14 protein-coding genes are annotated in these 14,062 nt (G+C 73.2%); 2 read left to right on the top strand and 12 right to left on the bottom strand.

Features of this window, described 5'->3' with window-relative positions; all coding sequences use genetic code 11:
* Positions 1-14: 14 nt before the first annotated feature.
* Genes tsaE through glmS form a run of 6 tightly spaced genes read right to left on the bottom strand, consistent with a single transcriptional unit; the run spans position 15 to position 6,585 of the window.
* A complete protein-coding gene (tsaE, locus tag ACQEUR_RS03520) occupies positions 15-488 on the bottom strand; it encodes a tRNA (adenosine(37)-N6)-threonylcarbamoyltransferase complex ATPase subunit type 1 TsaE (RefSeq protein ID WP_433025040.1) in 474 nt (157 codons plus the stop codon).
* Positions 485-1,558 (bottom strand): alpha/beta fold hydrolase, encoded by a 1,074-nt coding sequence (locus tag ACQEUR_RS03515; RefSeq protein ID WP_433025936.1) that lies wholly within the window; start codon positions 1,556-1,558, stop codon positions 485-487. The genes tsaE and ACQEUR_RS03515 overlap by 4 nt, the downstream gene beginning before the upstream one ends.
* Positions 1,559-1,617: 59 nt before the next feature.
* Positions 1,618-2,736, bottom strand: coding sequence for an alanine racemase (alr, locus tag ACQEUR_RS03510; RefSeq protein WP_433025037.1), 1,119 nt, complete (start codon positions 2,734-2,736; stop codon positions 1,618-1,620).
* Positions 2,737-2,775: 39 nt separating this feature from the next.
* On the bottom strand, positions 2,776-4,245 hold the full coding sequence (locus ACQEUR_RS03505) for an NAD(P)H-hydrate dehydratase (protein WP_433025034.1): 1,470 nt from the start codon (positions 4,243-4,245) through the stop codon (positions 2,776-2,778).
* On the bottom strand, positions 4,242-4,610 hold the full coding sequence (locus ACQEUR_RS03500) for a holo-ACP synthase (RefSeq protein WP_433025031.1): 369 nt from the start codon (positions 4,608-4,610) through the stop codon (positions 4,242-4,244). Before ACQEUR_RS03500 ends, ACQEUR_RS03505 begins: the two co-directional genes overlap by 4 nt.
* 58 nt (positions 4,611-4,668) lie before the next feature.
* Positions 4,669-6,585 (bottom strand): glutamine--fructose-6-phosphate transaminase (isomerizing), encoded by a 1,917-nt coding sequence (glmS, locus tag ACQEUR_RS03495; RefSeq protein WP_433025029.1) that lies wholly within the window; start codon positions 6,583-6,585, stop codon positions 4,669-4,671.
* A 167-nt stretch (positions 6,586-6,752) separates the two neighbouring features.
* Between glmS and ACQEUR_RS03490 the strand changes: the two genes are divergently transcribed.
* Positions 6,753-7,829 (top strand): MmpS family transport accessory protein, encoded by a 1,077-nt coding sequence (locus ACQEUR_RS03490; RefSeq protein ID WP_433025026.1) that lies wholly within the window; start codon positions 6,753-6,755, stop codon positions 7,827-7,829.
* A 105-nt stretch (positions 7,830-7,934) separates the two neighbouring features.
* Positions 7,935-9,125: a pyridoxal phosphate-dependent aminotransferase gene (locus ACQEUR_RS03485; RefSeq protein ID WP_433025933.1), complete on the top strand. Its 1,191-nt coding sequence runs from the start codon at positions 7,935-7,937 to the stop codon at positions 9,123-9,125.
* A 26-nt stretch (positions 9,126-9,151) separates the two neighbouring features.
* Here ACQEUR_RS03485 and glmM read toward each other — a convergent pair whose 3' ends face one another.
* From glmM to ACQEUR_RS03455, 6 genes are all read right to left on the bottom strand, one after another.
* Complete coding sequence (gene glmM, locus ACQEUR_RS03480) at positions 9,152-10,510, bottom strand: phosphoglucosamine mutase (RefSeq protein WP_433025023.1); 1,359 nt, start codon at positions 10,508-10,510, stop codon at positions 9,152-9,154.
* A gap of 135 nt (positions 10,511-10,645) precedes the next feature.
* Positions 10,646-11,101: a 30S ribosomal protein S9 gene (gene rpsI / locus ACQEUR_RS03475; RefSeq protein ID WP_433025020.1), complete on the bottom strand. Its 456-nt coding sequence runs from the start codon at positions 11,099-11,101 to the stop codon at positions 10,646-10,648.
* Positions 11,102-11,121: 20 nt separating this feature from the next.
* Positions 11,122-11,565 (bottom strand): 50S ribosomal protein L13, encoded by a 444-nt coding sequence (rplM, locus tag ACQEUR_RS03470; RefSeq protein ID WP_433025017.1) that lies wholly within the window; start codon positions 11,563-11,565, stop codon positions 11,122-11,124.
* A gap of 338 nt (positions 11,566-11,903) precedes the next feature.
* Positions 11,904-13,340, bottom strand: a complete 1,437-nt coding sequence (locus ACQEUR_RS03465) for a nitrate/nitrite transporter (RefSeq protein ID WP_433025014.1) — start codon at positions 13,338-13,340, stop codon at positions 11,904-11,906.
* A 139-nt stretch (positions 13,341-13,479) separates the two neighbouring features.
* Positions 13,480-13,773 carry a type II toxin-antitoxin system PemK/MazF family toxin gene (locus ACQEUR_RS03460; protein WP_433025011.1) on the bottom strand — a complete coding sequence of 98 codons (294 nt, stop codon included), beginning with the start codon at positions 13,771-13,773 and terminating at the stop codon, positions 13,480-13,482.
* Complete coding sequence (locus tag ACQEUR_RS03455; RefSeq protein WP_433025008.1) at positions 13,763-14,020, bottom strand: DUF6364 family protein; 258 nt, start codon at positions 14,018-14,020, stop codon at positions 13,763-13,765. Before ACQEUR_RS03455 ends, ACQEUR_RS03460 begins: the two co-directional genes overlap by 11 nt.
* Between the last annotated feature and the right edge of the window lie 42 nt (positions 14,021-14,062).

The following is a 14,062-nucleotide window of genomic DNA, read 5'->3' as shown; positions in this document are numbered from 1 at the left end:
AGGGCCTTTCGGTGTCAGCGCAGCGCGGCGAGCCGGTCGGCCCAGTCCCCGCCGACCGGGACCAGCTCGATCAGCCGGGTGTCGTCGTCCCGCCGGTCGATGCCGACCCGCAGGTGGGCGTCGACCAGGTGCTCCACCATGCCCTCACCCCATTCCACGACGGTGACCGCGTCGTCCAGGGACGCGTCCAGGTCCAGGTCGTCGATCTCGGCGCGCGGGTCGGCGGCGTCCCCCAGCCGGTACGCGTCGGCGTGCACCAGCGCCACCCGCCCGCCCCGGGCCGGGTCCGGCCGGTGCACCCGGGCGATCACGAAGGTCGGCGAGGTGACGTCGCCGAGTACGCCCAGGCCAGCCGCGATCCCCTGGGTCAGCGCGGTCTTGCCGGCGCCCAGCGGGCCGGTGAGGACCAGCAGGTCACCGGCGCGCAGCAGGGCACCGAGGCGCCGCCCGAAGTCCTGGGTGTCGGCGATCGTGGGCAGTTCGTTCACCGGGGCAACCTATCGAGGAAGTTCAGCAGTGCCTCGTTCACCTCGTCGGCGTGTTCGAGCATCACCACGTGCCCGCTGTCCGGCACCTTGACGTACTCGGCCTCGGGCAGGCGGCGCAGGATCTCCTCGGAGTGGGTCACCGGCGTGATCATGTCGCGTTCGCCGACGATGACGAGCGTGGGGGTGCCCCGCAGCGCGGCGAGCGCCGGGAACCGGGCGTGGGTGTAGATCGTGCGCAGGTAGCGGGCCACCGTCTCGGTCGAGGTGCGCGAGTTCATCAGCTCCACGTACGAGACCAGCGCCGGGCTCGGGGCGGGGCTGCCGAAGCCATACCGCCGGGTGAGCAGCCAGGCCAGGTTGGCCGACGCCCGGCGGGCCCGGTCGATCATCGTGCCGGTCAGCCGGGTGGCGTTGTCGACCACCGGCAGCAGCGGTACGCCGGCCTTGGAGACGATCGCCGGCAGCCCGAACCTCGTCTCCGCCACCAGTCCGCCCGAGGTGGCCATCAGCACCGTGCCGGCCACCCGCTCCGCGTACAGCTCGGGGTAGCGCTCGGCGAACGCCATGATGGTCATCCCGCCCATGGAGTGACCGACCAGCACCAGCGGGCCGGTCGGTGCCGCCCGGTCGATGACCGCGCGCAGCGTCTCGGCGAGTGCCGACAGCCGGTACTCCCCCGACTCCAGCCGGCCGGACCGGCCGTGCCCCGGCTGGTCGTAGAAGACCATCCGGTCCTCGCCGCGCCCGGTGAGCACCTTCCGCTGGAAGTGGAAGGTCCCCATGTCCAGGCAGAAGCCGTGTACGAAGACCAGCGTCGGCCGGTCCGGTGCGGGCGGCGGCCCGACCAGCTCCAGGTGGATGTCCGTACCGTCGGAAATCTCGATCACGCACGCCTCGTCGTACGGCAGCTCGCCGAACTTCTCGTCCGCGTACCGGTCGCCGGGCACGCCCTTGGTGCGGCGTACCACGGCGCGCTCGGCGGCCACCCCGGCGGCGATCCCGGCCGCCGCGACCCCCGCCGCCGCGCCGATGATGCCGGCCGCCCGGAGCAGCGCCGACCGGGCGGGCAGCCGGCGGGCGAGCTGGCGCTGGGCCGGTACCCGCGCCGCAGTCACCTTCCGATCGGCCGTCACGGCACCTGCCCGTCGTAGACCCGGGGCACCCGGGCGCTGCCGAACCGGGTGACGATCTCGTAGTTGATCGTGTCGATCGCGGCGGCCCAGTCGTCGGCGGTCGGTTCGCCGTCGGCGCCGCTGCCGAAGAGCGTCGCCACGTCCCCCGCCGCCACCGGGTCGTCGCCGCAGTCCAGCACGATCTGGTCCATGCAGACCCGGCCGGCGATGGTCCGTACCCGCCCGCCGAGCAGCACCGGGCCGACGTTGGAGGCGTGCCTCGGCACCCCGTCGGCGTAGCCCAGCGGCACCACCGCCAGCGTGGTCTCCCGCTCGGTCCGGTACGTGTGCCCGTACGAGACCCCGGTGTCGGCCGGTACCCGTTTGGTCAGGACGACCCGGGCCCGGGCGGTCATCGCCGGCCGCAGCCCGAATCGCTCGCCGGCCACCGGTGACAGCCCGTAGATCGCGATGCCCGGCCGGACCAGGTCGAAGTGGGTGTCGGGCCGGGTCAGGGTCGCCGCCGAGTTGGCCAGGTGGCGGTGGCGCGGGCGCAGGCCGGAGCGCTCGGTCATCGCCAGCGCCTCGTGGAAGACCGCCAACTGGCGGTCGGTGGTGGGGTGGCCCGGGGAGTCGGCGTGCACGAAGTGGCTCCACACTCCGACCACCTCGATCACCCCGTCGGCCTGCGCCTTCGCGGCCGCCTCCAGCAGGTCGGGCCAGTCGTCGATCGTCGCGCCGCCCCGGGAGAGGCCAGTATCGATCTTGAGGTGGGTCCGGGTCGCCCGCCCGGCGCGCTCGCCGGCGGCGGCCAGCTCGGCGAGCTGCCCCACCGTCGCCGCGGCCAGGTCGACGTCGGCCGCCACCCCCTCGTGCAGGGGCAGCCCGGGGGCGAGCAGCCAGGCCAGCACGGGGGCGGTGAGGCCGGCCCGGCGCAGGTTCAGCGCCTCGTCGAGGGTGCAGACCCCCAGCCAGTCGGCGCCGGCGTCGAGCGCCGCCGTGGCGGCGGGCAGCATGCCGTGGCCGTACCCGTCGCCCTTCACCACCGCCATCAGCTCGGCGCTGGTCCCGGCGCGCAGCCGGGCCACGTTCTCGCGGATCGCGTCGAGGTCGACGCGTGCCTCGGCCTGCCACATGCGCCCCAGCCTACTTTCCCGGTTGATCGAGGCGGCCCGCTACCGGGGCAGTTCCGCCAGCACCGGGCGGAGCGCGGCCGCCACGTCGGGGGCGGTCACCGGGCCGTGCCGGGCCGCCTCCCGGCCGGCCAGCCCGTGCAGGTACGCCGCCGCGACCGCGGCCCGGTCCGCGGGCAGCCCGGCGGCGAGCAGCGAACCGAGCAGTCCGGCCAGCACGTCGCCGGTACCGCCGGTGGCCAGCGCCGCGGTGCCGGTCGGGTTCGCCGTCGCCCGGCCGTCCGGGGTGGCGACGACCGTCCGGTCCCCCTTCAGCAGCACCACCGCGTTCATCCAGGTGGCCAGCCGCAGCGCCGCACCGACCCGGTCCGCGCCCGGCGGCTCTCCGGCGAGCCGGGCGAACTCCCGGTCGTGCGGGGTGATCACGATCGGCGCGGCCCGCTCCCGCAGCCGTTCCGCCATCGACCCGTCCACCAGCAGGGTGAGCGCGTCGGCGTCCAGCACGACCGGTACCGGCGCGGCGAGCACGCAGCGCAGCTCGGTGGCCGCCGACTCGCCGGTGCCGAGCCCCGAACCGCAGACCCAGGCCTGCACCCGGCCCGCGTCGGCGACCCGGTCGGTGGCGACCACGGACGGGTGCTGGCGCAGCACCTCGGCGCGGGCGCCGCCGGCGTACCGGACCATGCCGGTCGGGCCGGCGAGCGCGCCACCCACCGAGAGCACCGCGGCACCCGGGTACGTCGCCGAACCGGTGGCCAGTCCCACCACTCCGCGGGTGTACTTCTCCGCCTCGGGCCCCGGCCTCGGCCACCAGTCGACGATGTCCGACCACTCGGGTACGCCGAGCGCCGGGGTGCCCCGCAGCCACGGTCGCAGGCCGATGTCGACCAGCTCGACCCGACCGGCCCGGGCGGCTGCCGGGCCGACCACCAGCGCCGGCTTCAGGCAGCCGAAGGTGACCGTCAGGTCCGCGCTCACCGCCGTGGGCAGGCCGTCGGCGCGGGGTACGTCCCCGGTGTCCACCGCCACCCCGCTCGGCACGTCGACGGCGACCACCGGCGGCCGGTCCCCGGTGCGGGCGCGCAGCCGGGGCAGCTCCGACACGATCCGGGCGGCCGGCTCGCGTAGCCCGCCCGAGCCGCCGATCCCGACGATGCCGTCCAGCACCAGGTCGGCCCGGTCCGGCAGGCGCTGCCCGATCCGCCCGCCGGCCGAGCGGAGCGCCTCCAGCCCGCCCGGGTGCGCCCGCTCGGGGGTGAGCAGCAGGGCGGTGACGGCGGCACCCCGGCCGGCCAGCCGGGCACCGGCGTACAGGGCGTCGCCGCCGTTGTCGCCGGAGCCGACGAGGAGCAGCACCCGGGCGCCGTACACGCCGCCGGAGCCGGCGAGCAGCCGGGCGCAGTGGGCGGCCAGTCCACCGGCCGCCCGCAGCATCAGCGTGTCCGGCGGCAGCGTGCCCAGCAGGGCCCGCTCCGCCGCCCGTACGTCGGCGACCCGCCAGACCTGCCTCACCGCTCCGCCACCACCATCGCCGAGGCGATACCGCCGTCGTGCGACAACGACAGGTGCCACCGCTGCACCCCGCGCTCGGTGGCCACGGCGGCGACCGTGCCGGAGACGGTCAGCCAGGGCCGGCCGTCGGGGTCGGCGACGACCTCGCAGTCGTACCAGCTCAGCCCGGCCGGTGCGCCGAGCGCCTTGGCCACCGCCTCCTTCGCCGCGAACCGGGCCGCGAGCGACTCGACGGAGCGGGGGTTGCCCGACGTGGTGACCCGCTCGGCCTCGGTGAAGAGCCGGTCGGCGAGCAACGGCGTACGGGCGAGCGCCCGGGCGAACCGATCGACCAGGACCACATCGATGCCCACTGCGACGATCACCACCTCACCCTAACGGCCCTGCCGGGTGGGGCGACCGGCCACCGCCCAGGTGACCGGCTCACTCCACGGTTACCGACTTGGCCAGGTTGCGGGGCTGGTCGACGTCGTGCCCCCGGGCGCTGGCGATCTCGCAGGCGAGCACCTGCAACGGCACGGTGGTCACCAGCGGGGCCAGCAGCGTCGGCGTACGCGGCACGTAGATCAGGTGGTCGGCGTAGGGCACGACCGCCTCGTCGCCCTCCTCGGCGATCACGATGGTCCGGGCGCCCCGGGCCCGGACCTCCTGGATGTTGGAGACGATCTTGTCGTGCAGCATGCCCCGGCCGGCCGGGGAGGGAACCACGCAGACCACCGGGGTGCCCTGGTCGATCAGCGCGATCGGGCCGTGCTTCAGCTCGCCGGCCGCGAACCCCTCGGCGTGCATGTACGCCAGCTCCTTGAGCTTGAGCGCCCCCTCCAGGGCGACCGGGAAGCCCACGTGCCGGCCGATGAACAGCACGGTCGGCGCCGACTTCAGCTCGCGGGCCAGCTCCCGGACCGGCTCTATGCCGGCCAGCAGCGTACGGAGCTTGTCCGGCATCTCCTGGAGCTGGGCCACCACGGCGCCGACCTCGTCGGCGTACTTGATGCCGCGCACGTGGGCCAGGTGCAGGCCGATCAGGTAGCAGGCCACCAGCTGGGTCAGGAACGCCTTGGTCGAGGCGACCGCCACCTCGGGGCCGCCGTGGGTGTAGAGGACCGCGTCGGACTCGCGCGGAATGGTGGAGCCGTTGGTGTTGCAGATGGCGAGGACCCGCGCCTTCTGCTGCTTCGCGTGCCGCAGCGCCATCAGGGTGTCCATCGTCTCGCCGGACTGGGAGATCGCCACCACCAGCGTGGAGCGGTCGAGGACCGGATCGCGGTAGCGGAACTCGCTGGCCAGCTCGACCTCGCAGGGAATCCGGGTCCAGTGCTCGATGGCGTACTTGGCGACCATGCCGGAGTTGTACGAGGTGCCGCAGGCGACGATGAACACCTTGTCGACGTCGCGCAGGTCCTGGTCGGTCAGGCGGACCTCGTCGAGGGTGATCTCGCCGGTCTCGGTGAGCCGGCCGAGCAGGGTGTCCGCGATCGCCTGCGGCTGGTCGGCGATCTCCTTGAGCATGAAGTTGTCGTAGCCGCCCTTCTCGGCGGCCGAGGCGTCCCAGTCGATGTGGAAGTCCCTGCCGGCGGCGGGCTGGCCGTCGAAGTCGGTGATCTCGATGGCGTCGGCGGTGATCAGTACGACCTGGTCCTGGCCCAGCTCGACGGCCTCGCGGGTGTGCTCGATGAACGCGGAGACGTCGCTGGCGAGGAAGTTCTCCCCGACGCCGCGCCCGACCACCAGCGGCGAGTTGCGCCGGGCCCCGATCACCGCGCCGGGGACCGCCGAGTCGACGGCGAGCAGGGTGAAGGCGCCCTCCAGCCGCTGGCAGACGTGCCGCATCGCGGTGGCCAGCAGCGCCGGCCCGTCGGCCCCGCCGGCGGAGCGCAGCCGGGCCAGCTCACCGGCGAGCAGGTGCGCGGCGCACTCGGTGTCGGTGTCGCTGGTGAACTCGACGCCCTCGGCCTCCAGCTCGGCGCGGAGCCTGGCGAAGTTCTCGATGATGCCGTTGTGGATGACGGCGACCCGGCCGTCCCGGGCCTGGTGCGGGTGGGCGTTGCGGTCGGTGGGGGCGCCGTGGGTCGCCCAGCGGGTGTGCCCGATCCCGGTGGCGCCGTCGCCGATGCCGCGGGCCGGGCCGGCCGCGCAGGAGGCGGGGTCGCCCGCCGAGCGCTCGGCCAGCGCCTTCTCCAGGTTGGCCAGCTTGCCGGCCTTCTTCTCGGTCAGCAGGTCGCCGTCGCAGACGACCGCGACACCCGCCGAGTCGTAGCCGCGGTACTCCAGCCGCCGCAGTCCGTCCAGCACGATGCCGAGCGCCGGCCTGGCGCCGGCGTACCCCACGATTCCACACATGGCCCGCAGCCTAACCTAAGTTCGCTCAATCCGCGTGATTGAAAGGTGCCCGTTCGATCAACCCTCCTGCTCGGTACGGGAGAGCCGGGGACCATTCGGACGGCTCCGCCCCGGGGCGCTCCGGCCGCCGCTCGCCGGGACATCACGGGCAGCGGGGACGGGGTACCGTGACCGACGCGCCGGCCGCCATACCGCCGTCGGCGCCAGCCGCCGACGCCGCCGACGTGCCCCCTCCGCCGCCAGCCCTGGAGCGCAGAGACCCGATGACCGACTCGCCGCCGCCCCCCTCGTCGCACGACCCGTACGACCCGGCGTACGAGCCGCCGACGACGAAGTACGGGCCGCCGCCGCAGCCGCCCCGGGACGAGCCGCCGGCGGACGAGGAACCGACGACGACGAAGTTCGGTCCGCCCCAGCCCCCGTCATCCCAGCCACCGTCACCCCAGCCCCCACAACCACCCACCTACGGACAACCGGCGCAACCGCCGTACGGCCTGCCGCCGACCAGCGGGATCCCCACCCCGCCGTACCCGACCAGCGGCACTCCCGCACCGCCATACCCGACCAGCGGCGCGCCGAACCCGTACGCGCCGCAGCAGCCGCCACCACCACCCCCGCCGCAGTCCCCGTATGCCCAGCAGCCCCCGTACGCCCAGCAGCCGGCGTACCCGCAGCAGCCGTACGGTCCCGGCTACCCCGGCCAGCCGCCGAACCAGCCCCCGTACGGCGGTCCGGTCCCGCCCGGCGCACCCTTCCCGCCGCCCCCGCCCGCCAGGAAGGGCGTGAACAAGACCGTCATCATCCTGGTCATCGTGGGGGTGGTGCTCATGCTGGTCGCCTGTGGCGTGCTCTGCGCGGGCCCGCTCGCCGGGGTCTGGCAGGTGCAGAACCTCGTCAAGGAGAGTGCGAACCAGCCGCTCTCCGGCGAGCCGAACGCGTCGGCGCCGGCGACGGGCCGTCCGGCCGACAGCGGCCGCGGGGTGGTCTACGAGGTGACCGGCGCCGGTTCCGCCACCATCAGCTACACCGACAGCAGCGGTCAGTCCAAGGCGGTGACCAGGGCCGAGCTGCCCTGGCGGGTGGAGGTCGGCAAGCCCGGCTCCCCGGCCGTGAGCCTGATCGCGGTGCGGGTGGGCACCGAGAGCGGGAACCTCAGCTGCCGGATCACGGTCGACGGCGAGGAGGTGGCGACCCGGACCGCCACGGACCCGTCCCGGGTGGTGAGCTGCGTCGGCAGCTTCTGACTGGACAGTGACGCCCCGGCGGAGCCCGGCCCGGCCGCTCCGGCGCCTGGCGGAGCTTCGGCTCTTGGGCGAGCCGGCGGACGAGCCTAGGGTGACAGCGTGACGATGAGCACGGACGACCCGCTGGTGCACCGGATGCGCCCGTTCGGCACCACCATCTTCGCGGAGATGTCGGCGCTGGCGGTGCGCACCGGGGCGGTCAACCTGGGGCAGGGTTTCCCGGACACGGACGGCCCGGCCGAGATGCTGGCGGCCGCGGCGGAGGCACTGCGCGGCGGGCACAACCAGTATCCGCCCGGTCCGGGCATTCCGGCGCTGCGCGCGGCGGTGGCCGAGCACCAGCGCCGGTTCTGGGGACTGGACTACGACCCGGACGGCGAGGTGCTGGTCACGGCGGGCGCGACCGAGGCGATCGCCGCCGCGATCCTGGGTCTGGTCGAGCCGGGCGACGAGGTGGTCTGCTTCGAGCCGTACTACGACTCGTACGCGGCCTCCATCGCGCTGGCCGGCGGCGTCCGGCGGCCGGTCACGCTCCGCCCCGCCCCGGGCGGCGGCTACGCCTTCGACCCGGCACAGCTGCGGGCCGCCTTCGGACCCCGCACCCGCCTGGTGCTGCTCAACTCGCCGCACAACCCGACCGGCAAGGTGTTCACCGCCGAGGAGCTCGGACTAGTCGCCGAACTGTGCCAGGAGTACGACACCTACGCCGTCACCGACGAGGTGTACGAGCACCTGGTCTTCACCGACGCGGGCGGCCCGCACATCCCGCTGGCCAGCCTGCCCGGCATGCGCGAGCGCACCCTGCGGGTGTCGTCGGCTGGCAAGACCTTCTCCTGCACCGGCTGGAAGGTGGGCTGGGCCAGCGGGCCGGCCCCGCTGGTCGCCGCGACGATGCGGGTGAAGCAGTTCCTCACCTTCGTCAACGGGGCCCCGTTGCAGCCGGCTGTCGCGGTGGCGCTGGCGCTGCCGGACAGCTACTACGACGGGTTCCGCGCCGACCTCCAGGCGCGCCGGGACCTGCTCTCCGTCGGGCTGGTCGAGGCCGGTTTCGAGGTGCTGGTCCCCGAGGGGACGTACTTCGTCACGGCGGACATCACCGGGCTGGGCGGGCGGGACGGGGTGGAGTTCTGCCGGACGCTGCCGCAGCGGTGCGGTGTGGTGGCCGTACCGACCCAGGTCTTCTACGACGACGCCGAGGCCGGGCGCCGCCTGGTCCGGTTCGCCTTCTGCAAGCGGCCGGAGGTGCTGGCCGAGGCGGTCGACCGACTGGGCGCCCTGCGGGTCACCGCCGGCTGACCGGGCTCGCGTCCACGCCGTCGGCGTCAGGCCTCGGCGGGGCTCGCCTCGCGTACCTCGGCGGCGATCCGCTCCGCCACCGTCTGGGCGAGTTCCTGGGTCGGCGCCTCGACCATGACCCGGACCAGCGGTTCGGTCCCGGACGGTCGCAGCAGCACCCGGCCGGTCTCCCCCAGCTCGGCCTCGGCCCGCTGCACCGCGCCGAGTACGGCCGGCGCCCCGGCCCCGACGGTACGGTCGCCGACCGGCACGTTGATCAGCACCTGGGGCAGCTTCCGCACCACGGCGGCGAGTTCGGCCAGTGATTTGCCGGTGGCCGCCACCCGGGCCATCAGGTGCAGGCCGGTGAGGATCCCGTCGCCGGTGGTGGAGTAGGCGGGCAGCACCAGGTGTCCGCTCTGCTCGCCGCCGAGCGCCAGCCCGGAGGCCCGCAGCTCCTCCAGCACGTACCGGTCGCCGACCTTGGTCTCGATCAGCCGGATGCCCGCGGCGGACATCGCGAGCCGCAGGCCGAGGTTGCTCATCACCGTTGCGACCAGGGTGTCCTGGGTCAGCGTGCCGGCCTCCCGCATGCCGAGGGCGAGGATGGCCATGATCTGGTCGCCGTCCACCTCCGCGCCGTCGGCGCTGACCGCGACGCAGCGGTCGGCGTCGCCGTCGTGGGCGACCCCGAGGTGTGCCCCGTGTTCGACCACGGCGGCCCGGAGCGCGTCGAGGTGGTTGGAGCCGCATTCGTCGTTGATGTTGAGCCCGTCCGGCTCGGCGTGGATCGCGATGACCTCCGCGCCGGCCTCCCGGTACGCCACCGGTGCCACCTCCGAGGCGGCGCCGTTCGCGCAGTCGACGACGATCTTCAGCCCGTCGAGCCGGTGTGGGACGGTGCCCGCCAGGTGCTGTACGTAGTGGTCGGCGCCGTCCAGCAGGTCGTGCACCCGGCCGATGCCGGCACCGGTGGGGCGTTGCCAGCCGGCCGCGCCGTTTGCCTCGATGGCGGCCTCGATCCGCAGCTCGACGTCGTCGGGCAGCTTGTGCCCACCGGCCGCGAAGAGCTTGATCCCGTTGTCCGGCATCGGGTTGTGTGACGCCGAGAGCATCACGCCGAAGTTGGCCTTGGCCTCGCTGACCAGGTACGCGACGCCGGGCGTGGGCAGCACCCCGACCCGTATCACGTTGGCGCCGGCGCTGGTGAGCCCGGCCACCACGGCGGCCTCCAGCATCTCGCCGCTGGCCCGGGTGTCCCGGCCCACCACCGCCAACGGGGGATGGCTCCGGTCGGAATCGGCGAGGGTGTGCGCGGCGGCCACCGCCACCGCGAGCGACAACTCGGGGGTCAGATCGGCGTTCGCGCGCCCGCGTACGCCGTCAGTACCGAACAGCCGACCCATGCCCGAAACCTCCGAGAAGCCCACAGGTGAGAACGCTCCGCGGAGCGCATCAGATGGAAAAACCGAACGGCCGGAACCGCCACCGCGTGAGGGGGGCGGTCCCGGCCGTCCGTCAGACGTGCAAGGTGTCGCTGATCAGCGCTTCGAGTACTGAGGCGCCTTGCGGGCCTTCTTGAGACCGTACTTCTTGCTTTCCTTCTCCCGGGCGTCCCGGGTGAGGAAGCCGGCCTTCTTCAGGGCGGGGCGGTCGTCGGGGTCGTTCGTGATGAGCGCCCGGGCGATCGCCAGCCGCAGCCCGCCGGCCTGGCCGGTCGTGCCGCCGCCGCGCAGGTTCGCGACGATGTCGAACGCCTCGGGCTTCTCGGCGGTCACCAGCGGCTCCTTGATCAGCTGCTGGTGCACCTTGCTGGGGAAGTACGCCTCCAGCTCCCGGCCGTTGCAGGTGATCTTGCCGCTGCCGGGGACGATCCGGACCCGGACGATGGCCTGCTTGCGGCGGCCGACGGTCTGGATCGGGCGGTCGCCACGGGGAGCCCGGACCACCGGGGCGGGCACCACCGGGGCTTCGGTGGTCGCGATGGTGTCGGTCATGCTGCTTCCTTCGCCCGCGCTCACTGCGCGATCTGCTTGATCTCGAACGGCACCGGCTGCTGCGCGGCGTGCGGGTGCTCGGCACCGGCGTAGACCTTCAGCTTCTTGATCAGCTGACGGCTGAGCTTGTTGTGCGGGAGCATGCCCTTGACGGCCAGCTCGATGGCGCGCTCCGGACGGGTGCTGAGCAGCACGTCGTAACCGACCTGCTTCAGACCACCCGGGTAACCGGAGTGCCGGTAGGCAATCTTCTGCTGCCGCTTGTTGCCGGTCAGCGCCACCTTGCCCGCGTTCACGATGACGACGAAGTCACCGGTGTCGACGTGCGGCGCGAAAGTCGGCTTGTGCTTGCCCCGCAGCAGCGTGGCGGCGTGGGTGGCCAGTCGGCCCAGCACGACGTCAGAGGCGTCGATGACGTGCCACTGACGCTCAATTTCACCCGGCTTCGGGCTGTACGTACGCACAGGTCTACCTTGTCTCGTCGTCGGTCTGGGATCACGCACCGGTCACCAGGCGCGCACAAACGACCGAGCGCACCCCAGAAGGCACGCCTTCGGTTGCCGCATGCCAGCTTGGCTGTCACACAACAGCAGGCAACGATACCCGGTGGCCGGTCCCGGGGTCAAAACGGGACGACACCCCGACGCACCGCGACATCGGCCGCAGGGTAGACGCTACCCGAGTACCGCCCCGGACCGATACACCGGGCGCCACCGAGACTCCCGGGAGGCCCGGCCGGAGGGGAAACACGGCGTCCCCGCCGGGCTGCGGTCCGGCGGGGACGCGGGTCATGTCCGCCAGGTCACACCCCGGCCAGCCGGTGCCGGGAGGGCCGCAGGTAGACCACCCAGGTCAGCGCCAGGCAGATCGCGTACCAGACGATGAAGGTGAGGTAGGCGGCGTCGGCCGTCTGATAGGTCAGGAACGACTGCCGGAACGCGATGTTGACCAGTACGCCGCCGAACGCCCCGACCGCCCCGGCGATCCCGATCAGGGCACCGGAGAGCCGCCACGCCCGCCGCTGCGCGGCCTCGGCGTCCAGCCTCCCCGAGGCCACCGCCGAGGCCGCCTTGGCCCGGAAGATCGCCGGGATCATCTTGTACGTCGACCCGTTGCCGACGCCGGAGAAGACGAACAGCCCGATGAACCCGATCAGGTAGAGCGGGAGCGAGCGTTCCCGGGAGGCGAAGTACACCAGTCCGGCACCGGTCGCCATCGCCGCGAAGTTCCAGAGGGTCACCAGGGCACCCCCGAACCGGTCGGCCAGCCAGCCGCCGACGGGGCGGATCAACGAGCCGACCAGGGGCCCCAGGAAGGTCAGGTAGGCCGCGTCGATCGGGGTGGCGAACTGCGCCCTGAACTGGACCTGTAGCACCTGCCCGAAGGCGAAGCCGAACCCGATGAACGACCCGAAGGTGCCGATGTAGAGCAGGGACATGATCCAGGTGTGCGGGTCCCGGGCGGCCTCGCGGATCGCGCCCTTCTCGTTGCGCGCGCCGGTGATGTTGTCCATGTAGCGGGCCGAGCCGATCGCGGCCAGGACGATCAGCGGGATGTAGACCATCGGCACCAGCCGGGGGTACGCGGCGCCGGCCGTGGCCAGTACCGCCAGCCCGACGAGTTGCACGGCGGCGACGCCGATGTTGCCGCCACCCGCGTTCAGCCCGAGCGCCCAGCCCTTGAGCCGCTGCGGATAGAAGAGGTTGATGTTCGCCATCGACGAGGCGAAGTTGCCGCCACCGACCCCGGCGAGGCAGGCCAGCACCATCAGTGTGCCGTACGACACCCCGGGCTCGATCAGGATCGCCATCGGGATCGTCGGCAGCAGCAGCAGGAGCGCGCTGACGATGGTCCAGTTCCGTCCGCCGAACCGGGCGACGGCGAGGGTGTACGGAAGCCGCAGCGCCGACCCCAGCAGGGTGGGTACGGCGGTCAGCAGGAACTTCCCGGCCGGATCGATGCCGTACGAGGGGCCGAGGAAGAGCACCATCACCGACCAGAGGCTCCACACGGAGAAACCGATGTGCTCGGATGCGATGGAGACCATCAGGTTGCGCCGGGCGATCGGCGCCCCGGTGGTGCGCCAGAAGGTCGGGTCCTCGGGCCGCCAGTCGTCGAGCTGGTGCCCCCGGGTCGGCCGGGTGGCCTCGGCACCGGCAGCCGGCGGGGTGACGATCGTGGTGGCGGCGTCCGCGGTGGCTACGGCGGTGGTTGTTACGGCGTCAGCAGCGGTGCTCATGCTGCCCGAACGTAGGAACGGGTGGTTTCGCCGGAGTTCGCGATCGGGGTCGGGCCGGCAACGGTCGGCGCACGAGCCGCCCCGCCGGACGGTGAGATGTCGATCCCGCGCGCCGGGTCGACGCCGCTGCCCGCCGGGCTCAGACGCTCTGCAGGATACGCAGGGCCCGGCTGACCCGGAACATGGTGTCGCTGTCGGCGACGTCCACGCGTTCGGCGAACCACTTCTTCATCGGTGACGACAACCGGTCCGGCATGATCACGAACTCCCCCATCGCGACGGCGAGCGGGGAGTCGCGGAGCAGCTCTTCCTGGACCACCTCGGCGACGATCACGATCGGCACCTCGGTGGAGTTGTAGACGTCGGAGCTGATCACCAGGCCCAGCCGGGACCGCGCCCCGTCGATGCGCCAGATCTCGCCCCTACGCAGCACTCGGACGCCTGCCGAGGAACACCGCGTCGACCTGCTCCGCCTCCTGGGCGTCGGCCAGGGCGGCGGCCTCGATGTCCAGGCCGGCGCGACCGACCGCCGCCGCGTGCGCGGCGAAGACCTCCCGTAACGCCTTCTCGCGGGCGGCCTGGTCGATCCAGGCGGAGAGGGACATCCCCTCGCGTTTCGCGAAGCGTCGCGCCTCTTCGATCGTGTCGTCCGAGAACGAGAGGGTCACCTTGGCGGTCATGCCGGTCAGCCTACCGCCGGTATGACCGGCCGTCGTCCCAAC

The organism is Plantactinospora sp. CA-290183 (assembly GCF_050936375.1).
Lineage (GTDB): Bacteria > Actinomycetota > Actinomycetes > Mycobacteriales > Micromonosporaceae > Plantactinospora.
This window is presented reverse-complemented; position numbering and strand designations above follow the sequence as displayed.